Here is a 24878-nt window from a genome sequence, read left to right on the forward strand (position 1 = left end):
CAGAAGGGGCCCCTGGATACGGGCCCCCTGGAAGCCAATGCCGTGGGACGCGGGCGGGACATGCCCGGCCGGTTCATTTCAACGGAACGGGTGGCGAGCCGAACGCGGAAGTGAATAACCGTCGGTGACCGGTCGGGGGTTCACTCGACGGTGATCGAGTCCAGCTTCTCGCGGAGGTACACGTGCGAGTCGACGGGCGGGTACACCACCCGGCCCACCGGCGCCGGAAGGGACTCCACCAGCGTGCCCGGGGTGCACTCGCCGAAGTAGACGAGCGAGATCAGCTCCTCGGCGGGCGCGTCGACGGGCGGCGGCAGCACCCGGTGCCGCCCGGACCGCCACCGGTCACCGGTCCAACGGGCCAGCAGATCACCGATGTTGACCGTGAACGCGGCCGGGTCGTACGGCGCGTCCTGCCAGCCGTCCGCGTCGGTGTACACCTGGAGCCCGCCCTTGCCCGCCTGCCGGTCGAGGATGGTGACGGTCCCGAAGTCGGTGTGCGGCCCGATCCGGAACTGGCCGGGCGCCGGCGCGCCGACGACCTCCGTCCCCGGGTACCAGTTGATGTTGAAGCCGTACGTCGGATGGTCCATGTGCCGGGTGAAGAAGTCGGCGCCGAGCCCCAGCGCGCACGCCAGCAGGGCCAGCAGCTCCTTCTCCAGCGCGACCATCCGGCCCAGGTACTCCTCGCACAGCGAACGCAGCGCGGGCACCTCCGCCGGCCACACGTTGGGCTTGTACCACTCCGCGTTGACGACCGGGTCCTCGAACGGCTCGGCGGTGGCGAAGGTCAGCGACTCCTTCAGGTCCGGCGGGGTCTCGGTGCCCTCCGCGTACCCGTTGGCCTCGGCACCCGGCCCGAGCCAGCCGCGCCCGCCGACCCTCGCCGCGTAGCGCTGCTTGACCTCCGCGGGCAGCAGGAAGAACAGCCGGGCGGCCGACCGGATCCCGGCCCGCAGCGCGGGGTCCACGCCGTGCCCGGTGACCAGCAGGAAGCCGGCGGACTGCAGGGCCTGGTCGACGGTGCGGGCGAGCACGGCCCGCCGCATCGCGTCCCCCTCGGTCCAGATCCGCAGATCGATGGTGGGAATCACACCAGCCATGTTGGCACTCCTCGGCGCCGCGCGGACCCGCCTTCATGGGGGTGGCCGCAGGGACAAAGCGGTACGTCGGCGATACTTGGGCACATGGCTTACGACGATCTTCGCTCCCTCCTGCGGGCGCTGGAGCGCGAGGGCGACCTCAAGCGCATCAAGGCCGAGGTCGACCCGTACCTGGAAGTCGGGGAGATCGTCGACCGGGTGCAGAAGTCCGGCGGCCCGGCGCTGCTCTTCGAGAACGTGCGCGGCTCGGACATGCCCCTCGCCATGAACGTGTACGGCACCGACCGCCGGCTGCTGAAGGCGCTGGGCCTGAAGTCGTACGGCGAGATCTCCGACAAGATCGGCGGCCTGCTGCGGCCCGAGCTGCCGCACGGCTTCGTCGGCGTCCGCGAGGCCTTCGGCAAGCTGGGCGCGATGGCCCACGTCCCGCCGAAGAAGGTGAAGCCCGACAACGCTCCGGTGCAGGAGGTCGTCCTCCGGGGCGACGACGTCGACCTGGAGCGGCTCCCGGCGCTGTTCACCTGGCCGAAGGACGGCGGCTCCTTCTTCAACCTGGGCCTGACCCACACCAAGGACCCCGAGACCGGCATCCGGAACCTGGGTCTGTACCGCCTCCAGCGGCACGACAAGCGCACCATCGGCATGCACTGGCAGATCCACAAGGACAGCCGGAACCACTACCAGGTGGCCGCGCGCCGGGGCGAGCGGCTCCCGGTGGCCATCGCCTTCGGCTGCCCGCCCGCCGTGACGTACGCCTCCACCGCCCCCCTCCCTGGCGACATCGACGAATACCTCTTCGCCGGGTTCCTCGCGGGCAAGCGGATCGAGATGGTCGACTGCAAGACGGTCCCGCTCCAGGTCCCGGCCAACGCGGAGGTGGTCCTGGAGGGCTGGCTGGAGCCCGGCGAGATGCTGCCCGAGGGCCCCTTCGGCGACCACACCGGCTTCTACACCCCGCAGGAACCCTTCCCGGCCCTGAGGATCGACTGCGTGACGATGCGCAGGCGCCCCCTGCTCCAGTCGATCGTCGTCGGCCGCCCCCCGACGGAGGACGGCCCGCTCGGCCGCGCCACGGAACGCTTCTTCCTGCCCCTGCTCAAGATCATCGTCCCGGACATCGTGGATTACCACCTGCCCGAGGCCGGCGGCTTCCACAACTGCGCGATCGTCTCGATCGACAAGAAGTACCCGAAGCACGCGCAGAAGGTGATGCACGCGATCTGGGGGGCGCACATGATGTCCCTGACCAAGCTGATCGTGGTCGTGGACGCCGACTGCGACGTGCACGACCTGCACGAGGTCGCCTGGCGGGCCCTCGGCAACACCGACTACGCCCGTGACCTCACGGTCGTGGAGGGCCCCGTCGACCACCTGGACCACGCCTCCTACCAGCAGTTCTGGGGCGGCAAGGCGGGCATCGACGCGACGCGCAAGTGGCCCGAGGAGGGCTACACCCGCGACGGCGGCTGGCCCGACATGGTCCTGTCGGACCCGGATACGGCGGCCCTGGTGGACCGCCGCTGGAAGGAGTACGGACTGTGACGTCGGCCTCTGCCGCCATCCCCCAGCCCGGCCGCACCAAGGCGTTCCTGCGCCTGGTGATGATCGAGCACTCGGTCTTCGCGCTCCCCTTCGCCTACATCGCCTCCCTCACGGCGATGTACGAGTGGGACCGGAACATCCACTGGGGCCGTCTGCTCCTGGTCACCATCTGCATGGTCGGCCTGCGCACCTTCGCGATGGCGGTCAACCGGATCATCGACCGCGAGATCGACGCCCGGAACCCGCGCACCGCCCACCGCGAGCTCGTCACCGGCGCGATGTCGGTCAGGCACGCCTGGACGGGCGCCCTGATCGCCCTGGTGGTCTTCCTGGGCGCGGCGGCCCTGCTGAACCCCCTCTGCCTGGCGCTCGCGCCGGTGGCGGTGATCCCGATGGTGGTCTACCCCTACGGGAAGCGGTTCACGAACTTCCCGCAGGCCATCCTGGGTCTCGCACAGTCCATGGGCCCCATCGGCGGCTGGCTGGCCATCAGCGGCGAGTGGTCCTGGACGGCGGTGATCCTCGGCCTCGCCGTGGGCGTCTGGATCGGCGGCTTCGACCTGATCTACGCCTGCCAGGACGTCGAGACCGACCGCGAGATCGGCGTGATGTCGGTCCCGGCCCGCTTCGGCATCCCCGCCGCGATCTGGGGCGCCCGGGTCTGCCACACCCTCACCACGGCCCTGTTCGTCTGGTACGGCCTGGCCACCCACGCCGGAGCGTTCTTCTGGCTGGGCCTGCTGGTCGTCGCGGGCGCCTTCCTCTACGAGCACTCCATCGTCCGGCCCCACGACCTGTCCCGCCTGAACAGGGCGTTCTTCTCGGTCAACGGCTTCATCGGCATCGCCCTGTTCGTGTGCGCGCTGCTCGATCTCCTCGTACGCGGTCTGACCGTGTGAGCGCCCCGGCACCACCCGGCCTGAGGGCGGTCGGGCGCGCCGGTACGCTCAAGGTGTGAACGCAGGAGAAACGCAGCGTGTGCCTTGGATCGTGGGGGTGTCCGGAGCTTCCGGGACGCCCTACGCGGCTGCCGTGCTGCGGGCGCTGCTGGAGGCCGGGGAAACGGTGGACCTCGTGGTCAGCCGGGCCTCGCGGCTGACGCTGCTGGACGAGACGGGCATCTCCTTCCGGGACGCGCACTGGCAGGACGACCTGCGGGAATGGCTGGCCCGTGGCGCCGACGGCAAGCCCGGCACCTTCGACGTGGACATCAGCGGGGTGCGGTACTGGAGCGCCGGCGACCTCGCCGCCGGCCCGTCCTCGGGGTCGTACCCGGCGAAGGGCATGATCGTCGTGCCCGCCTCCACCGCCTCGGTGGCCGGTGTGGCGCTCGGCCTGTCCAAGGATCTGCTCCAGCGCGCGGCGAGCGTCACACTGAAAGAGCGCCGGACGCTGGTCGTCGCCGTACGGGAGACCCCCTTGAACGGGCAGACGCTGCGCCACCTCGTCGCACTGGACGACGCCGGCGCCACGGTCGTCCCGGCCTCGCCCGCCTTCTACGCGGGCGCCACCCACATCCAGGACCTGGTGGACTTCGTCGCCGGCCGCGTGCTGGACGCGGCCGGTGTCGCGCACGGCCTGTACCGGCGCTGGAAGGGCGAGCTGGGCGGCGGCACTCCCGGCACGTAAGGCAAGCAGCAGTACCCCTCATCACTCCACGGACTTTCACCGGAAGGCTTCGATCGCATGGACGCGGTGGACAGGCAGCTCATCCAGGCCCTGAGGGAGAACGGCCGGGCCTCGTACGCGGAGCTGGGGCGCCTGGTCGGCCTGTCGGGCCCCAGCGTCACCGACCGCATCAACCGGCTGGAGGCGGCCGGTGTCATCACCGGCTACCGCGCCACGGTGGACGCGGCCTCCCTCGGCCTCGGCGTCACCGCCCTGATCGGCATCTCGCTCTCCGACGCCGCCGACCACGAGGACGTCGCCCAGCGGCTGCGGGACCTGCCGGAGATCGAGGACTGCTGGTTCATCGCCGGTGACGACTCCTTCATGCTCAAGGTCCGCTCGACCGACGTGGACGGCCTGGAGAAGACCATCCGCCGGCTCAGCGGGACGAAGGGCGTCTCCCGCACCCGTACCACGATCGTGCTGTCCACCAAGTGGGAGAACCGGGTCGGGGAACTGCCGGAAGAGGTCTAGGGATACGGTGGGTCGAGTTGTCGTGGAAAGGTGTGGGTATGGACGTCGGGCTCAAGCGCGAGCTGGAGGAGAAGGTCCGCTCCGGTGAGCGGCTGACCCGCGAGGACGGCATCGCGCTCTACGAGTCGGACGACCTGGCCTGGCTCGGCGGGCTCGCCCACGAGGTGCGGACCCGCAAGAACGGTGACGTCGTCCACTTCAACGTCAACCGGCACCTGAACATGACCAACGTGTGCACGGCCTCCTGCGCCTACTGCTCGTTCCAGCGCAAGCCGGGCGAGAAGGACGCGTACACGATGCGCATCGAGGAGGCCGTCAAGCTCGCCAAGGCGATGGAGTCGGAGAACCTCACCGAGCTGCACATCGTCAACGGCCTGCACCCGAACCTGCCGTGGCGGTACTACCCGCGTTCCCTGCGGGAGCTGAAGAAGGCCCTGCCGAACAACGTCTCCCTGAAGGCCTTCACGGCGACGGAGATCCACCACTTCGAGACCATCAGCGGTCTGTCGGCCTCCGAGATCCTCGACGAGCTGATCGACGCGGGCCTGGAGTCGCTGACGGGCGGTGGCGCCGAGATCTTCGACTGGGAGGTCCGGCAGCACATCGTGGACCACCGCACCCACTGGGAGGACTGGTCCCGCATCCACCGCCTGGCGCACGAGAAGGGTCTGAAGACCCCGTGCACCATGCTGTACGGCCACATCGAGGAGCCCCGGCACCGCGTCGACCACGTCCTGCGCCTGCGCGAGCTCCAGGACGAGACCGGCGGCTTCCAGGTCTTCATCCCGCTGCGCTACCAGCACGACTTCGTGGACATGAAGGACGGCAAGGTACGCAACACCCTCCAGGCGCGCACCCAGATGGCGACCGGCGCGGAGGCGCTGAAGACCTTCGCGGTGTCGCGGCTGCTGTTCGACAACGTCCCGCACGTCAAGGTCTTCTGGGTCATGCACGGTGTGCAGACGGCCCAGCTCGCCCTCCAGCACGGCGCCGACGACATGGACGGGTCGGTGGTGGAGTACAAGATCACCCACGACGCGGACAACTTCGGCACGCCGAACAAGCTGACCCGCGAGGACCTGCTGGAACTGATCCGCGACGCGGGCTTCCGCCCGGTGGAGCGGAACACGCGGTACGAGATCATCCGCGAGTACGAGGGTCCCGACCCGGCGCGCCGGGAGTCGCCGCAGCCGATGCGGGTGTGACTTCCCGGCGAGGGCCGGCTGAGCCGACCAGGGGCGCGGGGAACTGCGCGAGAACCCCCAAGCACCGCAGCCGGGCGACGGCCTGAACGACCCCTCGATTCCCCGCCGGAACGAGGGGTACTCGCCCGGCATGCCAGCAACGAAGGCCCCCGAGGACGCCTACAACGCGGCTCCCTTCGTTCCCGACGGCGCCGACCTGAAGGCCCTCCGCCGAGCCGCCGGAGGCTGCCGCGGCTGCCCCCTGCACCGCGCCGCCACCCAGACCGTCTTCGGCGCCGGGGACACCGACGCCCGCGTGATGCTCGTGGGGGAGCAGCCCGGCGATCAGGAGGACCGGCAGGGCAGGCCCTTCGTCGGGCCCGCCGGCAAGCTGCTCGACCGGGCCCTGGCGGAGGCCGGCATCGACCCCTCCGAGGCCTACGTCACCAACGCGGTCAAGCACTTCAAGTTCACGCAGGCCGAACCCCGCAAGCGCCGTATCCACAAGGCGCCGAGCCTGCGCGAGATGACGGCCTGCGGCCCCTGGCTCGCGGCGGAGCTGGCGCTGGTGGAGCCGGAGCTGATCGTGATCCTGGGCGCGACGGCCGGGAGGGCGCTGCTGGGGTCGTCGTTCCGGGTGAGCCAGGTGCGCGGGACCGTACTGGAGGAGGAGATCCACGGCCGGCCGGAGCGGCTGGTGCCGACCGTGCATCCGTCGGCCGTGCTGCGCGCGGACGACCGTGAGCAGGCGTACCAGGGCCTGGTGGCCGACCTGAAAGTGGCTGCACGCGCCCTTGGGTAATAAGTAAACTGCCGATGTGCCTCTTACTTTCACCGTGGACCCCGCCATCACCCCCGCCCTGCGCGACGGCATCCTCGACCTGTGGACGGACGTCACCGACGCGGGCGGGGCCGTCGGCTTCGTACCGCCGGTGACCCGCGAGGAGATACGCCCGGAGCTGGTGCGGCACTTCGTGCAGATGGCCGAGGGCCGCACCCGGCTGCTCGTCGGTCACGACGAGGCCGGCGAGGTCGCCGCGGCCGCCTTCCTCACCCGCAACACCCACCGGCTGATGACCCACTGGCTGTGGCTGTACACGGTGATGGTCCACCCCCGCCACCAGGGCCGGGGCTACGGCCGCGACCTGCTGGCCGCCGCCGCGGACGCGGCGCGCGCGATGGAGGGCATCGAGGCGGTCCGGCTGGCCTGCCGGGGCGGGCTGGGCCTGGAGCGGTTCTACGGCTCCTGCGGCTACAAGGAGGTCGGCCGCGTCCCGGGCGCCATCCGGGTCGCGCCCGGCGACGACCGCGACGACATCATCATGCTGCTCCCGCTCCGCTGAGCCCGACCCCCCTGCGTGATCGCCCACCGCTCGTGCTTCACTGGACGATGACCCCTTTTGGAATCGGACGAGTGGATTGAGATGCTCCGCTACACGCTGATGCGCCTCGGTATCTTCGCGGGCTGCCTCTTGATCGTCTGGGGAGCCGTCTACTCGGGCATCTTCCCGCGCGGCTTCGGCGAGTCCAACGGACTGTGGGTCCTGCTGCTCGCCCTGGTCCTCTCGGCACCGATCAGCTGGGTGGTGCTGCGCAAGGAGCGGGACCGGGCCTCCGTGCAGATCGTGCACAGGGTCGACCGGATGAAGGCCAACCTGGACGCCAACCGCAGCCAGGAGGACATCGCCGACGACACCTCGCGGGCACAGGGCGGGGCCACCGCGTCCAGCTAGCCCCGCCGCCGGCCCAACTAGGCTTGCCCTCATGGGTGCCGTCAAGACCAAACGGATGCCGAGGGCGGTGCGGGAGCAGCAGATGCTCGACGCTGCCGTACGGATCTTCGGGCAGCGCGGGTACATGGCCGCGTCGATGGACGAGATCGCCGAACTCGCGGGCGTGTCCAAGCCGTTGGTCTATCTGTACCTGAACTCGAAGGAAGACCTCTTCACCGCGTGCATCCGCCGTGAGGCCGCCGCGCTCACGGAGGCCGTGCGCGCGGGTGTCCGGCCGGGGCTGCCCGCCGACCGGCAACTCTGGGACGGTCTGCGGGCGTTCTTCGCGCACACCGCCGAGCACCCCGACGGCTGGTCGGTGCTGCACCTCCAGGCCCGTACGCACGGGGAGCCCTTCGCGGCCGAGGTCGCCGCGATGCGCGCGGAGATCGTCGCGTTCGTGACCCGGCTGGTCGCGGTCGCGGCCCGCGAGGCCCACCGCGACCCCGACCTCCCGGAACACGAGGTGGCGGGCCTGGCCGAGGCCCTGGTCGGCGCCGCCGAGTCCCTGGCCGCCTGGGCCAACGCAACCCCGGGGACGACGGCCCGCCAGGCAGCGGCCACCCTGATGAACTTCGCGTGGGCGGGCCTGGGCAACCTGATGCGCGGTCAGGTCTGGACACCGCCGGCCGATCCGGCCTAGGCGCGGGGAACTGCGCGAGCGACCCCCGCCGGGCCGCACCCGGCAACGGCCCTCACTTCCCCCGCACGTCCCCCTCCACGTGCACCCGCCCGCCCTCGGCACCCCGCAACTCGAACCGCCCGCTCCCGTCGGCCCCGTACACCACCGTCCCCGGCAACAGCACCGGCGCCCGGAACCGCGCCCGCACCACGGCGGAGCCGTCCGTGCCATGGGCCGCCAGACAGCGGGCCAGGGTCCACATGCCGTGGGCGATGGCGCGCGGGAAGCCGAAGAGGCGGGCGGTGAGGGGGTGCAGGTGGATGGGGTTGCGGTCGCCGGACGCGGCACCGTACCGCCGGCCCACGTCCCCGGCGAGGCTCCACTCGGCGACGGCGGGCAGCACGGCGTCCGCGTGCTCTCGGGGCGCGGGTGTGGTGACCGGGTCGGTGCGGTGCCGGGCCAGGTACGTGCTGCGGGACTCCCACACCACGCTCCCGCCCGAGCGCAGCTCCGTCGTCACCGTCGCCTCCGTCCCTCGCCGGTGCGCCGTCAACCCGGCGATCCACACGCCGAGTTCGTACTCCCCGTCGGCCGCCAGCGGGGCACCGCGCGTGATCTCGATCGACGTGTGCACCAGCCCCAGCAGCGGCAGCGGGAAGTCCCGTCCGCTCATCAGCCGCATGGCCAGCGGGAAGCCCAGGACGTGCGGGTAGGTGACCGGCAGCTCGGGCTCGCCGGTCGGGAAGCCGCAGACCCGCTCGTACGCCGCCAGCCTGGTCAGGTCCACGCGGAGGCCGGGCAGCACCAGGCGGGTGCGCGGGAAGGCCGCGTCGGGGGCGGGGCGCTTGAAGGGCGAGCGCAGGGCGCCCCGGGCCAGCAGCGGGGCCAGCGCGGGGGGCGCGGTCAGGGTGACGGCGGTCATCACGCCCCCAGCAGGCTCTGGCCGCACACGCGGACGACCTGGCCGTTGACCGCGCCGGACGCCGGGTGGGCGAGCCAGGCGGTGGTCTCGGCGACGTCGACGGGCAGACCGCCCTGTGCGAGGGAGTTCATGCGGCGGCCCGCCTCCCGGATGAACAGCGGGATCGCGGCGGTCATCCGCGTCTCGATGAACCCGGGCGCCACGGCGTTGACGGTCACCCCGTGCTCGGCGGACGCGCGGGGCGCGAGGGACCGTACGAGACCGGCGATCCCCGCCTTGCTCGCGCCGTAGTTGGTCTGGCCCGCGTTGCCCGCGAGCCCGGCGATGGAGGCGGTGGCCACGATCCGCCCGCCGGTGCGCAGGGCGCCGGCCGCGAGCAGCGCGTCGGTGGTGCGCAGCACGCTGCCCAGGTTGACCTCCAGGACCGCCTGCCACCGGTCCGCCGGCATGTTGGCCAGCCGCCGGTCCCGGGTGATGCCCGCGTTGTGGACGAGGACGTCCAGCCCGTCGGGGAGGGCGGCGGCGATGCGCTCGCCCGCGTCGGCGGCGGTGATGTCGAGGGCGAGGGCGGTGCCGCCGAACCGTTCGGCCACCCGGCGGGCATCGGCCTCGGCGGCGGGCACGTCGAGTACGACGACCCGGGCGCCGTCCCGCGCCAGCGTCCCGGCGACGGACTCGCCGATCCCGCGGGCGCCCCCGGTGACCAGCGCGGTCCGCCCGTCGAGCGGCCGCTCCCAGTCGGCCGGTGCGGTGGCCTCTCCGCCGCCGACCTCGATCACCTGGCCGCTGACGTAGGCGGCTCGGGGGGAGAGCAGGAACCGCAGGGTGGACTCCGCGGCGCCGGCGTCCGTCAGCCGGACCAGGTTGACGGTCCTGCCCCGCCCGATCTCCTTGCCGAGGGAGCGGATGAAGCCCTCCAGGGCCTGCTGGGCGGCCGACTGGTGGTGGTCGGCGGGGTCGAGGGGGGCGCCCAGCACCAGCACCCGGCCGCTCGGGGCGACGGACCGGACGACGGGGTGGAGGGCCGCGTGCACCTCGGCGAGCGTGTCGACGTCCCCGACCCCGGTGGCGTCCAGGACGACGGCGGCGGGCTCGCGGTCCCCGAGGGCCAGGCCGGTACGGCCCAGGACGGGCGCGAGATCGAGGGCGGACTTCCCGGCGGTCAGGTGCAGCAGCGGGCCGGGCAGCGCGGGCCGCCCCGGTGACCACCGGATCAGCTCGGCCGGCTGGGGCAGGCCCAGGCGCCGGGTGAGGAAACGGCCGGGGGCCGTGCCGGTGAGGCTGAGGTAGCGGTCGGCCATCTGCGGCTCCCGCGCGGTTCGGTTCCGAAGAGCTGGAATGTGCTTACTCTGGAGTAACGTTACCGAAGGTAAGGCAAGGTGGGCCACTACCGGGTGAGCCACCGGCACAAGTGAGGAGCAGATCGGCATGAGCCCCCTGGAGCCACCCCGCGCACGCCGGGTCGCGGTGCTCGGCGGCACCCGCGTCCCGTTCGCCCGCTCCGACGGCCCCTACGCCACCGCGAGCAACCAGGAGATGCTGACCGCCGCCCTGAACGGCCTCACCGACCGCTACGACCTCCATGGCCCCGGCGCCGTCGGCGAGTTCGTCGCCGGCGCGGTCCTCAAGCACAGCCGGGACTTCAACCTGGCCCGCGAGACCGTGCTCGGCTCCCGGCTGGACCCGCGCACCCCCGCCTACGACATCCAGCAGGCCTGCGGCACCGGACTCCAGGCCGTCATCGCCGCCGCCAACAAGATCGCCCTCGGCCAGACCGAGTCGGCGGTGGCGGGCGGTGCCGACACGGCGAGCGACGCGCCCCTCGGCGTCAACGACGACCTCCGCCGCATCCTCCTGGAAGCCCGCCGGGCGAAGTCCGCGTCCGCCCGCCTGAAGGCGCTGGCCCGCATCCGCCCCGCGCACCTGGTCCCGGACATCCCGCGCAACGCCGAGCCGCGCACCGGCCTGTCGATGGGCGAGCACGCGGCGGTCACCGCCCGCGCCTGGGGCGTCGACCGCCGCGCCCAGGACGAACTGGCGGCCACCAGCCACCAGCGCCTCGCCGCCGCCTACGAGCGGGGCTTCTTCACGGACCTGGTGATCCCCTTCCGGGGCCTGGAGCGGGACCAGAACCTGCGCCCGGACTCCACCCCCGGGAAACTGGCCGCCCTGAAGCCGGTGTTCGGCACGGACCACCCCGACCCCACCATGACGGCCGGCAACTCCACCCCCCTCACGGACGGCGCCGCCCTCGTCCTGCTGGCGAGCGAGGAGTGGGCCGAGGCGCGCGGCCTGGAACCGCTCGCGTACCTGACCGCGTACGAGACGGCGGCCGTCGACTTCGTCCACGGGGACGTGCGGGACGGTGAGGACGGCCTGCTGATGGCACCGGCGTACGCGGTCCCGCGCCTGCTGGAGCGCACCGGCCTGGACCTGGCCGACTTCGACCTGATCGAGATCCACGAGGCCTTCGCCTCCCAGGTGCTGGCCACGCTGGCGGCCTGGGAGAAGCGGGGCCTGCCACCCGTGGACCGCGCGCGCCTGAACGCCACGGGCTCCTCCCTGGCCACGGGCCACCCCTTCGCGGCGACGGGCGCCCGTATCGTGGCCACCCTGGCCAAGCAGCTGGCGGAACGGGAGGGCCCGGGCAAGGGGCTGATCTCGGTCTGCGCGGCGGGCGGCCAGGGCGTGACGGCGATCCTGGAACGCCCCTGAGGCCGGGCCGCAGCGCGAGGAAGACCGGCGCCAGGCAAAGGTGAGCACCCGTCACATAACCCCCGAGGCTGCACATCCCCGGCCCCGGATCATCCCCGAACCCGCACAACCCCCTCACAGCGGAGCCGTACGATCACCTGCCTAACCAGCGGTAACCCCTTTCCGTGAAAGGCTCACCGCAGGTGCACGCACGCCAGAGGAGCCGCCCGTGTCCACGTCGTACCCGACCCCGCCCACCTCCTCCGGCACCCCGGTCTCCGCCACCGACTACGACGGCCGCCCGGTCCTCGTCGAACCCGAGATACGCCGGCTCGACGGGGCCGTACGGGAGGTGGCCGTCCCCCCGTTCGCACCCCCGGTCACCCACGGCTCCCTCGCCGACCTCCCGTACGAGAACGCGGAGACCGACCCCGACCAGGTCGTCCTCAGCCGCAAGCTCCCCGACGGCCGCTGGACGGACGTGACGGCCGCCCGCTTCGCCGCCGAGGTGCAGGCCGTGGCCAAGGGCCTGATCGCCGAAGGACTGATGCCCGGCGACCGCATCGCCGTCATGTCCCGCACGACGTACGACTGGACCCTGCTCGACTTCGCCGCCTGGGCGGCCGGCCTGGTCACGGTCCCGGTCTACCCGACCTCCTCCGTCTTCCAGACCCGCTGGATCCTGCACGACTCCGGCGCGGTCGCGCTGGTCACCGAGACCGCTTCCCAGGCCGCCGCCATCGGGCCCGAACTGGCCCACCTGCCCGATCTGCGCCACGTGTGGGTGATGGAGAAGGACCACGTGTCCCGGCTCGCCGAGGCGGGCGCACTCGTACCCGAAGGCGAGACCGGCGTGCGCCGGGGCATGCTCGGCCCCGACACGCTCGCCACCCTGATCTACACCTCGGGCACCACCGGCCGTCCCAAGGGCTGCGCCCTCTCGCACGGCAACTTCTTCGCCGAGGTCGACAACGCGATCGAACTCCTCCACCCCGTCTTCAAGGCGAAGGGCGAAGACCCGTCGGTCCTGCTCTTCCTCCCCATGTCCCACGTCTTCGGCCGCATGGTGGCCATCGCCTGCGTCCGCGCCCGGGTCCGCCTCGGACACGCCCCGAGCCTGGCCCCGCAGGACCTCCTCCCGGACCTGGACGCCTTCAAGCCGACCTGCCTGCTGACCATCCCCTACATGCTGGAGAAGGTGTACAACTCGGCGCGCGCCAAGGCGGAGGCCGGCGGCCGGGCGTCGGTCTTCGACCGCGCGGCGGCCGTGGCCGAGCGCTACGGCGAGGCGCTGGAGGCCCGCCAGACCGGCGCGGGCAACGGCCCGGGGCGCGCCCTGAAGACACAGCGCGCCTTCTACGACCCCCTCGTCTACCGCCGCCTGCGCGCCGCCATGGGAGGCCGCGTCCGGTACGCCATCTGCGGCGGCTCCCCGCTCGGCCGGCGCCTCGCCGCGTTCTACGCCGGTGCGGGCATCGAGATCTTCGAGGGCTACGGCCTCACGGAGACCACCGGCGCCGCCACGGTCACCCCGCCCCTGAAACCCCGCCTGGGCACGGTCGGCTGGCCGCTGCCCGGGACACGGGTGAGGATCGCGGCGGACGGCGAGATCCTCATCGGCGGCGACCACGTGCTGCGCGGCTACTGGGACCCCCAGGCGGGCGGAGTGGTCCCCGCGACCCGCGACGGCTGGCTGCCGACGGGCGACCTCGGCGAACTGGACGACGAGGGCTACCTGACCATCACCGGCCGCAAGAAGGAACTCCTGATCACGGCGGGCGGCAAGTCGGTGGCCCCGGCCCCGCTGGAGAACTGGCTGCGCCAGCACCCACTGATCTCCCAGGTGATGCTCGTGGGCGACGCCCGCCCCTACGTAGCGGCCCTGATCACCCTGGACCGCGACGGCGTCACGCACTGGCGCCAGATGATCGGCAAGCACCCGGTACCGCCGGAACTCCTGATCGACGACGAGGAGTTGCGTGCGGTCCTGCAACGAGCGCTGGACGAGGCCAACAGGATGGTCTCGCGCCCCGAGTCCATCCGCCGCTTCGCCGTACTTCCGGTCGACTTCACGGAGTCGGCAGGCCACCTGACCCCTTCCATGAAGCTACGGCGCGAACAGATCCTGCGGGACTTCGCGGCGGAGGTGGAGGGGTTGTACGGGGGCTGAGGGAAGGGGGACCGGGGTGGGGAGGGGGGTGATCTGCCCCGGTGCTGAAACGGTTGCCCGACGGTCACTTCACGGCACCGCGAGGGTCGGCACCCGCTCCTCGCTGGTCCCACCTCCTCCGGACTCGGTGGGGCGGGGAGCGGGTTGCCGCCTGGGTCGGTCGCGGCCCGCTCACGATCCTCGCGCGCTGTGCTGAGCCCAGTCAATCCTTGGGTTTCCTCATCAACCCCCAGTGTTAGCTTGGGTCCTGTGACCCTGGAAGACCTCCGCGTGTTCATCGCCGTGTGCCGTGCGGGCAGCCTCAGCTCGGTAGCCCGTGACCTCGGCCGCACCCAGTCCGCCGTCAGCCAGCACGTCAAGCGACTTGAGCGCGAAACCGGCGTGGCCCTGCTGGAACGCCAGCCGCGCGGAGTCGTCCCGACCCAGGCCGGCCGGATACTGGAAGCCGCGGCAGCCGAGGGCGTCAACGCCCTGGACGTCGCCGTACGGCAGCTGCGCGACCTGGTCGACGGCCACAGCGGGTACGTCCGCGTGGCCACCGGCGCGACGACCGTCCGGCACTTCATGTCCGACGCGGTCGTCACGTTCCGCCGCCGACACCCCAAGGTCAACCTGGAGTTCCGTACGGTCAGTTCGGGCCGGGGCAGCTTCGACGCCCTCGCCGACGGCACGCTGGACCTCGCCTGGATCACCATCGGCCCACCGGTCCGGGGCATCGAACAGCGGACGGTCGTGGAACTGCCCTGGCTCCTCGCGGTCCGGGCGGACGACCCGCTGGCCGACCGCCCGCACCTGGACCCGGCGGAGCTGTCCGGTGCCCGGGTCATCCGGCTCCCACCGAACTCCACGTCCGCCGCCCACCTGGAAGCGGCGTGCGCCGAGCGGGGTGTGCGGTTCGCCTACGAGCCGAACGTGGCCGACTGGGACACGGCCCTGCTGCTCGCCGAACTGGGGATCGGACGGGCGGTCGTACCCGCCGTACCGGGGCTGCCGGTCCCCGGCGACGGCCCGCTGCGCCTGATCCCGCTGCCCGGACTCCGTCCCCTCCCCGTCGGCTGGGCCGTCCGCCGCTGGGACGCGCTCAGCCCGCCGGCCCGGGCCTTCGCGGACACGGTCGCCGCCCTCCGCTGAGCGCCAGCTCCACCCAGACCGTCTTGCCGACGTCCCGCTCGGACACGCCCCACAGTTTCGCCAGCACCTGTACGACGACGAGACCCCGGCCGTTCTCGTCCTCCAACCGCCCGTCCAGGAACCGCAGGGCGCGGTCGCCCCGGGCGTCACTCACCTCGATACGCAAGGTGTCCTTGGCCGGGAGCAGCGCGAGCCGCAGTTCGAAGTCGCGGCCCGGTACGCGACCGTGGGTGACGGCGTTGGCGGCGAGCTCCGCCACGATGAGCTGGGCGGTGTGGCTGAGGTCGCCGTCGTGGGGATACCCCCAGGTGGCGAGCGAGGTACTGGTGAGCCGACGGGCCAGTCGGGCGCCTCGGGGCGTCGAACTGAGCCGTTGGACGAGTTCGGTTGGGGGGTGGAGATTTCTACGTTCACATCACCGAGCGTGGTCACTTCTCTCTACCCTGACCAGGGGAAACTGGGCGACTCTGCGTAGTCGTACGGGTGCGGATCGTCTGGTGTACGGGTGTCGTGGAGGGTGTCGTGATGGAGGAGCGGAGGCCGGAGACACCGGCGGAGGCGAACGGGTCGCATGCGGTGTTCGTCCTCATCGGCAAGCAGCTGAAGCTGCTGCGGGAGAAGGCCGGGCTGAACCAGAGGGAGTTCGGTCAGCTGGCGGGGTACGGCCCGGATCTGATCTCGGCCATCGAACGGGGGGTGCGGACGCCGAGGCCGGAGTTCCTGCGGAGGGCAGACGAAATCCTCAAGGCCGACGGGCTGTTCACAGACGTCATCCCGGAGGTCGAGGAAGCGATGGCCAAGGCGCGTACCCGGCACCCGGAGTGGTACCGGAGCTACGCGGCGATGGAAGCGGAGGCTGTGGAGCTGCACCACTACTCCAACCACGCGGTGCAGGGGTTGTTGCAGACAGAGGCTTACGCGCGGGCGGTGTTCACCAAACGCCGGCCGTTCCTCAGTGAGGAGACCATCGAGAAGCGGGTCGCCGACCGACTCTCACGTCAGCAAGTGTTCGAGCGCGTACCGGCCCCCGTGGTCAGCTACGTACTCGAAGAGGTTGTGCTCGACCGACCGATCGGCGGGCCACGCGTTCACGCCGAGCAGCTGCGCCGCCTGCTGGACGTTGGCTCTATGAGGAACGTGGAGATTCAGGTGATGCCGACGCGTCTACAGGAGCACCCCAACATGGACGGCGCGTTCAACCTCCTTGTTCCCAGGGGGCACTCGCAGGTCGCGTACACGGAGATCCAAGGGTTCCCCCGACTCATCACGGATCGCGAGGAGGTACGGAAGATCGCCGACCGCTATGGGATCATGCGGGCCGTGGCACTTCCGCCCCTGGAAACGCGAGCGTTGATCGAGAAGAAGCTGGAGACGCTATGAGCAGCGCGGAACTCACCTGGTTCAAATCCAGCCACAGCGGCGGCGAAGGCGGCGATTGCGTGGAAGTGGCCCCCCACCCCACCGCCATCCACATCCGAGACTCGAAGCAACCCCTCGCCGCCCACCTCACCGTGACCCCTTCCGCTTGGTCAGCGTTCCTTCTGGGCGAGAAGGAACGCCTGCGGGACGGGTGATTCGCCTCGGGTCACCTCGGGTCCGCGCACGGTGGTGGAGCGGAGGGTGAAGCCGGCGTCGGAGAGCAGCTCTGCCATGTGCTCGGGGTGGCGCCGGTGGTAGTCCAGGGCCACGTCGTGACCGAAGGGGCGTTCGAGGCGGAGCGGTACGTCGCCCACCTGGAAGGCGAGCAGGAGGCGCCCGCCGGGGGCCAGTACGCGGTGGAACTCGGCGAAGAGGTCCGGGAGTTCGTCCACGGGTGTGTGGATGCTGGAGTACCAGGAGACCACCCCGGCCAGCGCACCGTCGGCGACGGGCAGCTCCCGCATGGAGCCCTGTTCGAACCGCAGGGCGGGGTGCCGGCGGCGGGCGATGGCGATCATGGCGTCCGAGAGGTCGAGGCCGAAGACGGACAGGCCCAGGCCGGCCAGGTGGGCGGTGACGTCGCCGGGGCCGCAGCCGAGGTCGGCCACCGTGCCGTGGGGGCCGACCTGTTCGGCGTACGCGCTGAGCAGGGCCCGCTCCAGGGGCCGTTCTGCCAGGGGGTCGCGGAAGTGGTCGGCGTAGTCCTCGGCGATGGTGTCGTAGAAGGCGCGGGTGTCGGTCATGGGGAGGGACCGTAGCGGCCCGCTCTGACACTCCGCTTAGGCTGCTGTCGTTGGCCAACGCATTTACTGGGGGGTACGGGCCGGTGAACCAGTCGACGGAGGTGTTCCAGCCACTCCAGGCGGACGACCCACCCGTGGTGGCGGGGTACCGCCTCGCCGCGCGGCTGGGCGCGGGCGGTATGGGCCGGGTCTACCTGTCCCACACGCAGGGCGGCCGGCCCGTCGCGCTGAAGGTCGTACGGCCGGAGCTGGCGGACGATCCGGATTTCCGGCGGCGGTTCGGCAGGGAGATCAAGGCGGCTCGGCGGGTCAGGGGGGCGTATACCGCCGAACTGATCGACGGCGATGCCGACGGCGTACCGCCGTGGCTGGCCACGCTGTATGTGCCAGGGCCGTCCCTGACGGAGGCCGTGGCCCGGCGGGGGCCGTTGCCGGTGCCGGCCGTGCTGTGGCTGATGGCGGGGGTGGCGGAGGCGCTCCAGGCCATCCACGCCGAGGGCATCGTGCACCGGGACCTGAAGCCGTCGAACGTGCTGCTGGCCGCCGACGGGCCCCGGGTGATCGACTTCGGTATCGCGCTGGCCGCCGACGGGACCTCGTACACGGCGACGGGCGGCACGATCGGCACGCCCTCCTTCATGGCTCCGGAGCAGGCGTCCGGGGGCGAGGTGACGGCGGCGACCGATGTCTTCGCGCTCGGGCAGACGGCCGCGTTCGCGGCGCTGGGCAGACCGCTGTACGGGGACGGTCCGGCCGTCAACGTGCTGTACCGGATCGTGCATTCGGAGCCCGACCTGGACCTGCTGCCCGAGCCGTTGCGTCCGCTGCTCGCCCGGTGCCTGGCCGCCGATCCGGCGGAGCGGGCCACTCCGGCGGAGGTCGTGGAGTGGTGCCGGCAGCGGCTGGGCGCGGAGGCCGACGCGGGCGGGGGACCAGCCGTGTGGCGGGAGATCACCGGACCGGAGGTCGCGGTCCCGGCGCCCGTCCCGGAGCCGACCCCGGCCTACCCGCAGCCGCCGGTGCCCACCTCGCCCTATCCGCAGCAGCCGTTCATCGCGCCGGTCGGCTGGCCGCAGCCGACGCCGGAACAGCGGAAGGCCCGCCGCCGGCGCGCCGCGCTGATCTCGGTCGCGGGTGTGGCGGGCGGCGCGCTGCTGGTGGCGCTCCTGGCGTGGTCGGTGATGGACGCGAAGGGCCGGGCGAGCGGGCGGAACACGGCCGGTTCCCGGACGTCCGCCACGGCATCTGCCCCACAGTCCTCCTCGTCGGCGTCCGCGCCGGTCTCCTCGTCGGATTCCTCGTCCAGCTCCTCAGGCGCGTCCGCCCCGGGGGCCGGTGACGTTGGGTCCTCGGCCTCTCCGCGGGACCCGCGGCCAGAAGGGTTCACCCAGCTCTGGCTGGACGCGAAGACCTCGCTGAGCCTCAAGGACCGGGAACCCCAGCGGAGGAACCGCAAAGGAGACATCCGCTTCGACTGCCAGACGAACAGCTGCGAACTGAAGAGTGACAGCGTGGTGTTCCTTCAGATCTACGGCCGACCCGGCACCACCCTCGACGAGTGCCGGCTCCTCCTCAAGCACGCGACGAAGCACAGTTGGACGCTGAGCAGCGCGGCGGCCGGCACCGAGTTCTGCATGAAGGACGACGAGGGCAACATCGGGCTGTACGTGATCCAGACGAAGTCCACCGCGATGCCCGACATCGCCTTCCTCACCGGCGACCTGACGGTCTGGCGGCACGCCGCCTAAGCCACCCCCACCATCCGCAACACCGCCGTAGTCACAGCCGCCCCCAGCACCACCACGGCGAACGGTGCCCGGCGCCAGGCCAGGACGGCGCCGACCAGGACGCCGGTGGGGCGGGCCCAGCCCGCGAAGCCGCCGGACTCGGTCAGCGCGCCCGTGGCCAGCAGGGCGACCAGGAGGACCACCGCGCCCGCCGAGGCCAGTTCCTGGACGCGGGGCGGGACCGTGACCCGGCCGTGCAGGACCGGGCCGACCAGTCGGAAGGCGTACGTGCCGGCGGCCAGGGCGAGGATCACGACGAGCGTGGTGTTCATGCGGCGGCTCCCCGGTCGGTCGGGCGGCGGTGCAGAAGAAGACCCGTCAGGGCCAGCAGGACCGGGACCCCGGCCGGGACGACGGGCGTGGCCGCCAGGGCGAGGGCGGCACCGAGCAGGGCACACCGCCGTACCGTCGCGTCCGCGCGGAGGGCGGGCAGGACCAGGGCGACGAGGACGGCGGGGAACGCGGCGTCCAGGCCGTAGCGGGCGGTGTCGCCGAGGGCGGTGCCCGCGAGGGCGCCGGCCAGGACGCCGGTGTTCCACACGGCGAACAGGCCGAGCCCGGACCTCCAGAACGCCCGGCGCTGCCGTACCGGGTCGGACTGGGCGAGGGCGAAGGCGACCGTCTCGTCGGTGACCAGATGGGCGCCGAGGAAGCGGGTCGCGCGGCCCGTGCCGATGATCTCGGCCACGGCGAGGCTGAAGGCCGCCGTGCGGGTGTTGAGCAGCAGCCCGGTGGCCACTGCGGCCACCGGACCGCCGCCCGCGAGCAGCACGCCCACCGCGCTGAACTGGGCCGAGCCGGCGTAGACCACCAGCGACATCACATCAGCACCGGCACCCACAGCGGCAGCCCGCCGGCGACGGAGACGGCGCCGAAGGAGACGCCGACGATGCCGCTGGCCAGCCACACGAGCGAGCTGTCGCGGAGGAGGGAGCGGTCCGTGTCCCGGTCGGGCGGTGTTCGTTGTGGCGAACGCATGTTCTCTACGATGGACAGTGAGCGCCCTGTCCGTCAAGGCGAACGATCGTACCGATGGAGCGAACGCACATGTCCGAGGTGCCCGCCCGGCTCCCCCTGGAATGGATCGCCGCGTCCCTGAAGCGGGAGCGCGGCCGTGCCGGCCTGTCCCTGTCCGAGCTGGCCAAACGCGCCGGAATCGCCAAGTCCACGCTGTCCCAGCTGGAGGCCGCGGGCGGGAACCCGAGCATGGAGACCATCTGGGCGCTCGCGGTGGCGCTCGGCGTGCCGTTCAGCGCGCTGGTCGAGCCGCCCGCGCCGGCGGTCCAGGTGATCCGGGCGGGGCAGGGGCCCATGGTCCACTCCGACCAGTCCAGCTACCTGGCCTCGCTGCTCTCGGCCTGCCCGCCGGGCGCCCGCCGGGATCTCTATTTCGTCTGGCTGGAGCCGGGGACCGTACGGGATTCCGAACCGCACATTCCGGGCACGGTGGAACACATCGTGGTGAGCGAGGGCACGGTGAAGGCGGGGCCGCGCGGAGAGGCCGTGGAACTGGGGCCGGGGGACTACATGTCGTACCGGGGTGACGTATCCCACTCGTACGAGGCGATTTCGGCCGGTACCAAGTTCGTGCTGGTCATGCAGCACATCTGAGGGGCCGTGAACGGAAAGTGAACGGGAAAAGGCAGGAGCCCCGTCGCCGAACGGCGCGGGGCTCCTTGGGTACTGCGCTAGGCTGCGATCAGTTCTCCCAGGTCGATCAGACCGGGGTGACGTTCTCCGCCTGCGGGCCCTTCGGACCCTGGGTCACGTCGAAGCTCACCTGCTGGTTCTCTTCGAGGGAACGGAAACCCGTGGCGTTGATCGCGGAGTAGTGAACGAAGACGTCGGGGCCGCCGCCCTCCTGGGCAATGAAGCCAAAGCCCTTTTCGGCGTTGAACCACTTAACGGTTCCGGTAGCCATAAGCCCTCCTTGGGCTCACAAAGGGTTGCCCTGCTCCAGAACCTGCAAGTGTGATGCGGTGCTGCACAACTGCATACTTCTGAAAACGACGAGAGCCTGCGGTTACATGCTCCGCAGGCTCTGTACTGCAAGGGAAACCAAACTGCAACTTGCGGCAAGCCTAGCATCCGGGCAGCCGAAAGCAATAGGGATCAAGATCACGTCACCCAGATGTTTGAACGCCCGCTAGGCCGTTTGAGGGTGGGGCCGGTCCCAGCACCGTACCCGACGGGGTCTAGTCTCGCGATGTGGACAATTCTCGCACCCGGCCGCGCGTCGGCCACATCCAGTTCCTGAACTGCCTGCCCCTCTACTGGGGGCTCGCGAGAACCGGCACCCTCCTCGACTTCGAGCTCACCAAGGACACCCCGGAGAGGCTCAGCGAGCGGCTCGTGCGCGGCGACCTCGACATCGGCCCCGTCACCCTGGTCGAGTTCCTCCGCAACGCCGACGACCTCGTGGCCTTTCCCGACATCGCCGTCGGCTGCGACGGCCCGGTGATGTCCTGCGTGATCGTCTCGCAGATCCCGCTGGAGCGGCTCGACGGCGCCCGGGTCGCCCTCGGCTCGACCTCGCGCACCTCGGTCCGGCTCGCCCAGCTGCTGCTCGCCGAGCGGTACGGCGTCCAGCCCGACTACTACACCTGCCCGCCCGACCTCAGCCTGATGATGCAGGAGGCGGAGGCCGCCGTCCTCATCGGCGACGCCGCCCTGCGCGCCAACCTCCTCGACGGGCCCCGCCTCGGCCTCCAGGTGCACGACCTCGGCGCGCTGTGGAAGGAGTGGACCGGTCTGCCGTTCGTCTTCGCGGTGTGGGCGGCCCGCCGGGACTACCTGGAACACGAGCCGTTCATCACCCGCAAGGTCCACGAGGCCTTCCTCGCCTCCCGCGACCTCTCCCTGGAAGAGGTACACAAGGTCGCCGAACAGGCCGCCCGGTGGGAGGAGTTCGACGAGGCCACCCTGGAGCAGTACTTCACCACCCTCGACTTCAGCTTCGGCGCACCGCAGCTGGAGGCCGTCGCCGAGTTCGCCCGCCGGGTCGGCCCGACGACCGGCTTCCCGGCCGACGTGAAGGTGGAACTGCTCCAGCCCTGAACGGGGTAGGAACCCGGGGCGGGCCGACCGAGGGGGGAAGCGTGGGCGGGGTGACCACGGGGGTGCTGGTGCTCGGCGCCCTGCTGTGGGGCGCGTCGGCGGGGGCCCTGCTGCCCCGCGCCGCCTACCGCTTCGCCGTCCCGCCCGGCGAGCCGTGGCGCGACCGCTGCCCCGGCGGCCACCATCCCGTCCAGGGGTGGCTGGGCGGGGTCCGGTGCGCGGAGTGCGCGCGCGTGGGCGAACGCGGGGGAGCCGAGGGGCGCGTGCCCGTCACGTCGTACCAGCCGTACGCCCCCTCCGCGCCCCTCCTCGCCACCGCAACCGCCCTCGTCTGCGCCGCCCTCGCCGCCGCCACCGGCACCCGGCCGGAGCTGGCGGTGTGGCTGCTGCTCGCGCCCGTCGGCGTGCTGCTCGCCGCCGTCGACTTCCGGGTGCAGCGGCTGCCCGACCCGCTGACCCTCCCGCTCGCCGCCACCGCCCTCGCCCTGCTCGGCCTCGCCGCCCTGCTCCCCGAACACGCCGGTCACTGGCGCACCGCCCTCTACGGCGCCCTCGCGCTGGGCGCCGGCTACTACCTGCTGTACCTCCTCAACCCGGGCGGCATGGGCTTCGGTGACGTGAAGCTGGCCGTGGGCGCGGGCGCCGTGCTCGGCTGGTACGGCTGGCCCACCGTGCTGCTCGGCACCTTCGCCGGGTTCCTGCTCGGCGCGCTCTACGGCGGCGCGCTCGTCCTGGCCCGGCGGGCGGGCCGGAAGACGGCCGTGCCGTTCGGCCCGTTCCTTCTCGCCGGCGCGCTCACCGGAGTGCTGATCGGCGCGTACGCGGCCTGAGCGCGGGCGGCCGAAAGGGCTGACGTAGGCTGACTTAGTCCGTCCACAACCCTTCACGAAAGGGGCACTCTGGTGACCGAGAAGGCCGACCTCACGTCTGTCCTCGACCGTGCCGCCGCCGGTGGGCGGATCACCCCGGAAGAGGCGCTCGTCCTCTACCGCGACGCCCCCCTGCACGCCCTGGGCGCCGCCGCCGACGCGGTGCGCCGCCGCAAGTACGCGGGCATCGAGCACATCGCCACGTACATCATCGAGCGGAACATCAACTACACGAACGTGTGCGTCACGGCGTGCAAGTTCTGCGCCTTCTACGCGGCCCCCAAGGACAAGGAGAAGGGCTGGACGCGGGACCTGGACGACATCCTGCGCCGCTGCGCCGAGACCGTCGAGCTCGGCGGCACCCAGATCATGTTCCAGGGCGGCCACCACCCGGACTACGGCGTCGAGTACTACGAGAAGCACTTCCGGGCCATCAAGGAGGCCTTCCCGCAGCTCGTCATCCACTCCCTGGGCGCGTCCGAGGTCGAGCACATGGCCCGGATCAGCGGGGTCTCGGTCGAAGAGGCCATCACCCGTATCCACGAGGCCGGCCTGGACTCCTTCGCCGGTGCCGGCGCGGAACTGCTCCCCGAGCGCCCCCGCAAGGCCATCGCGCCTCTGAAGGAGAGCGGTGAGCGCTGGCTGGAGATCATGGAGACCGCGCACCGGCTGGGCGTCGAGTCCACCTCCACGATGCTGATGGGCACCGGCGAGACCAACGCCGAGCGGATCGAGCACCTGCGGATGATCCGGGACGTACAGGACCGCACGGGCGGCTTCCGCGCGTTCATCCCGTACACCTACCAGCCCGAGAACAACCACCTGAAGGGCCGCACCCAGGCGACCCTCTTCGAGTACCTGCGGATGATCGCCATCGCCCGCCTCTTCCTGGACAACGTCCAGCACATCCAGGGCTCGTGGCTCACCACCGGCAAGGAGGTCGGCCAGCTCTCCCTGCACTACGGCGCGGACGACCTCGGCTCGATCATGCTGGAGGAGAACGTGGTCTCCTCGGCCGGCGCCAAGCACCGCTCCAACCGCCTGGAGATCATCGACCTGATCCGCAAGGCGGGCCGCGTCCCGGCGCAGCGCGCGACGACGTACGAGCACCTGGTCGTCCACGACGACCCGGCGAACGACCCCGTGGACGACCGCGTGGTCTCCCACATCTCCTCCACGGCCATCGAGGGCGGCACGGCCCACCCCGAGCTGAAGCTGCTCGCGTCGAACTGACGCCGTTGTGGAGACGATTCACGCGGCGGACCGGGTCTTCGTCACCTGGGACTCCGAGCCGATCGAGAACGGCGCCGTGGTGGTCGGCAGGGACCGGATCGGCGCTGTGGGTCCGTACGACGAGCTGCGCGAGCGGTTTCCGCAGTCCCGGGTACGCCACTGGCCGGGCTCCCTCGGCCCCGCCCGCATCCACGACGGCCCCGTTCCGGCCGCTCCCAGCCCGCGCGAACGCATCCACGCCGTACTGAAGCTGGGAGCGGTGGCGATCCTGGAGCGGTACGTCGACTCACCGGAACTCCGGGCGGCGGCCGAGCGCAACGATGTCGTGGTGTTCCCGAGTACGGCCGGAACGCCGGCGATCCGGCAGACCGGCCGGGCCGACCTGGCCGTCTTCGACGGGGCGGGGGCGTGCATCGCGACGGTGTGCGCCGGGCGCCTTGTCCACAGACGGCGCTAGCGGCGCCGGTCAGGGCGTCGGACAGGGGCGA

Annotated in this window: 27 protein-coding genes and 1 pseudogene; 20 read left to right on the top strand and 8 right to left on the bottom strand. The window is 71.7% G+C overall.

The features are described from left to right. Nucleotides 1-140: 140 nt before the first annotated feature. Nucleotides 141-1103: an isopenicillin N synthase family dioxygenase gene (locus ACH4LD_RS24185; RefSeq protein WP_398056578.1), complete on the bottom strand. Its 963-nt coding sequence runs from the start codon at nt 1101-1103 to the stop codon at nt 141-143. A gap of 84 nt (nt 1104-1187) precedes the next feature. On the opposite strand from ACH4LD_RS24185, the gene ACH4LD_RS24190 reads away from it, so the two are divergent. From ACH4LD_RS24190 to ACH4LD_RS24230, 9 genes are all read left to right on the top strand, one after another. Continuing rightward, nucleotides 1188-2645, top strand: a complete 1458-nt coding sequence (locus tag ACH4LD_RS24190) for a menaquinone biosynthesis decarboxylase (RefSeq protein WP_398056577.1) — start codon at nt 1188-1190, stop codon at nt 2643-2645. Beyond that, nucleotides 2642-3544 (top strand): menaquinone biosynthesis prenyltransferase MqnP, encoded by a 903-nt coding sequence (gene mqnP, locus ACH4LD_RS24195; RefSeq protein ID WP_132787116.1) that lies wholly within the window; start codon nt 2642-2644, stop codon nt 3542-3544. The genes ACH4LD_RS24190 and mqnP overlap by 4 nt, the downstream gene beginning before the upstream one ends. A gap of 79 nt (nt 3545-3623) precedes the next feature. Beyond that, on the top strand, nt 3624-4274 hold the full coding sequence (locus tag ACH4LD_RS24200) for a UbiX family flavin prenyltransferase (protein WP_398056576.1): 651 nt from the start codon (nt 3624-3626) through the stop codon (nt 4272-4274). A 57-nt stretch (nt 4275-4331) separates the two neighbouring features. Then, nucleotides 4332-4787, top strand: a complete 456-nt coding sequence (locus ACH4LD_RS24205) for an Lrp/AsnC family transcriptional regulator (RefSeq protein WP_103812702.1) — start codon at nt 4332-4334, stop codon at nt 4785-4787. Nucleotides 4788-4825: 38 nt separating this feature from the next. Further along, nucleotides 4826-5992 carry an aminofutalosine synthase MqnE gene (gene mqnE / locus ACH4LD_RS24210; protein WP_398056575.1) on the top strand — a complete coding sequence of 389 codons (1167 nt, stop codon included), beginning with the start codon at nt 4826-4828 and terminating at the stop codon, nt 5990-5992. Nucleotides 5993-6122: 130 nt separating this feature from the next. Continuing rightward, nucleotides 6123-6773 (top strand): UdgX family uracil-DNA binding protein, encoded by a 651-nt coding sequence (locus tag ACH4LD_RS24215; protein WP_398056574.1) that lies wholly within the window; start codon nt 6123-6125, stop codon nt 6771-6773. A gap of 16 nt (nt 6774-6789) precedes the next feature. Continuing rightward, on the top strand, nt 6790-7314 hold the full coding sequence (locus ACH4LD_RS24220; RefSeq protein ID WP_398056573.1) for a GNAT family N-acetyltransferase: 525 nt from the start codon (nt 6790-6792) through the stop codon (nt 7312-7314). A gap of 81 nt (nt 7315-7395) precedes the next feature. Then, entirely contained in the window at nt 7396-7704 is a 309-nt protein-coding gene (locus ACH4LD_RS24225; protein ID WP_398056572.1) for a DUF4229 domain-containing protein, read from the top strand. Between the two features lie 31 nt (nt 7705-7735). Then, nucleotides 7736-8386 carry a TetR/AcrR family transcriptional regulator gene (locus ACH4LD_RS24230; protein ID WP_398056571.1) on the top strand — a complete coding sequence of 217 codons (651 nt, stop codon included), beginning with the start codon at nt 7736-7738 and terminating at the stop codon, nt 8384-8386. A gap of 52 nt (nt 8387-8438) precedes the next feature. On the opposite strand, the gene ACH4LD_RS24235 is transcribed toward ACH4LD_RS24230, so the two are convergent. Both ACH4LD_RS24235 and ACH4LD_RS24240 read right to left on the bottom strand, forming a co-directional pair. After that, the gene (locus ACH4LD_RS24235; protein WP_398056570.1) at nt 8439-9287 is read right to left on the bottom strand and encodes a MaoC/PaaZ C-terminal domain-containing protein; all 849 of its coding nucleotides are present in this window, start codon (nt 9285-9287) and stop codon (nt 8439-8441) included. Next, nucleotides 9287-10588 (bottom strand): 3-oxoacyl-ACP reductase, encoded by a 1302-nt coding sequence (locus tag ACH4LD_RS24240; RefSeq protein WP_398056569.1) that lies wholly within the window; start codon nt 10586-10588, stop codon nt 9287-9289. Before ACH4LD_RS24240 ends, ACH4LD_RS24235 begins: the two co-directional genes overlap by 1 nt. A gap of 127 nt (nt 10589-10715) precedes the next feature. On the opposite strand from ACH4LD_RS24240, the gene ACH4LD_RS24245 reads away from it, so the two are divergent. The 3 genes from ACH4LD_RS24245 to ACH4LD_RS24255 all read left to right on the top strand — a co-directional run bounded on the left by ACH4LD_RS24245 (nt 10716) and on the right by ACH4LD_RS24255 (nt 15282). Continuing rightward, a complete protein-coding gene (locus ACH4LD_RS24245; protein ID WP_398056568.1) occupies nt 10716-12002 on the top strand; it encodes an acetyl-CoA C-acetyltransferase in 1287 nt (428 codons plus the stop codon). Nucleotides 12003-12210: 208 nt separating this feature from the next. Continuing rightward, complete coding sequence (locus tag ACH4LD_RS24250) at nt 12211-14151, top strand: AMP-dependent synthetase/ligase (RefSeq protein ID WP_398056567.1); 1941 nt, start codon at nt 12211-12213, stop codon at nt 14149-14151. Nucleotides 14152-14400: 249 nt separating this feature from the next. After that, complete coding sequence (locus ACH4LD_RS24255; RefSeq protein ID WP_207928465.1) at nt 14401-15282, top strand: LysR family transcriptional regulator; 882 nt, start codon at nt 14401-14403, stop codon at nt 15280-15282. Here the strand turns inward: ACH4LD_RS24255 and ACH4LD_RS24260 are convergent. Next, on the bottom strand, nt 15233-15625 hold the full coding sequence (locus ACH4LD_RS24260; protein ID WP_398056611.1) for an ATP-binding protein: 393 nt from the start codon (nt 15623-15625) through the stop codon (nt 15233-15235). The genes ACH4LD_RS24255 and ACH4LD_RS24260 overlap by 50 nt on opposite strands. Nucleotides 15626-15807: 182 nt before the next feature. Here ACH4LD_RS24260 and ACH4LD_RS24265 point away from each other — a divergent pair, with 182 nt between their 5' ends. Further along, a complete protein-coding gene (locus ACH4LD_RS24265; RefSeq protein WP_398056610.1) occupies nt 15808-16662 on the top strand; it encodes a helix-turn-helix domain-containing protein in 855 nt (284 codons plus the stop codon). Next, entirely contained in the window at nt 16659-16856 is a 198-nt protein-coding gene (locus ACH4LD_RS24270) for a DUF397 domain-containing protein (RefSeq protein ID WP_078629915.1), read from the top strand. Before ACH4LD_RS24265 ends, ACH4LD_RS24270 begins: the two co-directional genes overlap by 4 nt. On the opposite strand, the gene ACH4LD_RS24275 is transcribed toward ACH4LD_RS24270, so the two are convergent. Further along, a complete protein-coding gene (locus ACH4LD_RS24275; protein WP_398056566.1) occupies nt 16812-17444 on the bottom strand; it encodes a class I SAM-dependent methyltransferase in 633 nt (210 codons plus the stop codon). The two genes, ACH4LD_RS24270 and ACH4LD_RS24275, sit on opposite strands and share 45 nt — an antisense overlap. Before the next feature lie 83 nt (nt 17445-17527). Between ACH4LD_RS24275 and ACH4LD_RS24280 the strand changes: the two genes are divergently transcribed. Continuing rightward, on the top strand, nt 17528-19192 hold the full coding sequence (locus ACH4LD_RS24280; RefSeq protein WP_398056565.1) for a protein kinase: 1665 nt from the start codon (nt 17528-17530) through the stop codon (nt 19190-19192). On the opposite strand, the gene ACH4LD_RS24285 is transcribed toward ACH4LD_RS24280, so the two are convergent. Together ACH4LD_RS24285 and ACH4LD_RS24290 are read right to left on the bottom strand one after the other, a co-directional pair. After that, nucleotides 19189-19503, bottom strand: a complete 315-nt coding sequence (locus ACH4LD_RS24285; protein ID WP_398056564.1) for an AzlD domain-containing protein — start codon at nt 19501-19503, stop codon at nt 19189-19191. The genes ACH4LD_RS24280 and ACH4LD_RS24285 overlap by 4 nt on opposite strands. After that, nucleotides 19500-20209: pseudogene (locus tag ACH4LD_RS24290) on the bottom strand (AzlC family ABC transporter permease). Before ACH4LD_RS24290 ends, ACH4LD_RS24285 begins: the two are co-directional and overlap by 4 nt. A 69-nt stretch (nt 20210-20278) precedes the next feature. Here ACH4LD_RS24290 and ACH4LD_RS24295 point away from each other — a divergent pair. After that, entirely contained in the window at nt 20279-20842 is a 564-nt protein-coding gene (locus ACH4LD_RS24295; protein WP_398056609.1) for a helix-turn-helix domain-containing protein, read from the top strand. Between the two features lie 106 nt (nt 20843-20948). On the opposite strand, the gene ACH4LD_RS24300 is transcribed toward ACH4LD_RS24295, so the two are convergent. Next, nucleotides 20949-21152 (bottom strand): cold-shock protein, encoded by a 204-nt coding sequence (locus ACH4LD_RS24300; protein WP_004984723.1) that lies wholly within the window; start codon nt 21150-21152, stop codon nt 20949-20951. Nucleotides 21153-21439: 287 nt separating this feature from the next. Between ACH4LD_RS24300 and ACH4LD_RS24305 the strand changes: the two genes are divergently transcribed. The 4 genes from ACH4LD_RS24305 (at nt 21440) to ACH4LD_RS24320 (ending at nt 24847) form a co-directional block, all read left to right on the top strand. Further along, the gene (locus ACH4LD_RS24305; protein WP_398056563.1) at nt 21440-22288 is read left to right on the top strand and encodes a menaquinone biosynthetic enzyme MqnA/MqnD family protein; all 849 of its coding nucleotides are present in this window, start codon (nt 21440-21442) and stop codon (nt 22286-22288) included. Between the two features lie 50 nt (nt 22289-22338). Further along, nucleotides 22339-23118 (top strand): prepilin peptidase, encoded by a 780-nt coding sequence (locus ACH4LD_RS24310; RefSeq protein WP_398056608.1) that lies wholly within the window; start codon nt 22339-22341, stop codon nt 23116-23118. A 72-nt stretch (nt 23119-23190) separates the two neighbouring features. After that, nucleotides 23191-24390, top strand: a complete 1200-nt coding sequence (mqnC, locus tag ACH4LD_RS24315; protein WP_014674270.1) for a cyclic dehypoxanthinyl futalosine synthase — start codon at nt 23191-23193, stop codon at nt 24388-24390. Nucleotides 24391-24397: 7 nt separating this feature from the next. Next, nucleotides 24398-24847, top strand: coding sequence for an imidazolonepropionase-like domain-containing protein (locus ACH4LD_RS24320; protein WP_398056562.1), 450 nt, complete (start codon nt 24398-24400; stop codon nt 24845-24847). The last annotated feature ends 31 nt before the right edge of the window (nt 24848-24878 follow it).

The organism is Streptomyces sp. NPDC017676, from assembly GCF_044329325.1.
Lineage (GTDB): Bacteria > Actinomycetota > Actinomycetes > Streptomycetales > Streptomycetaceae > Streptomyces.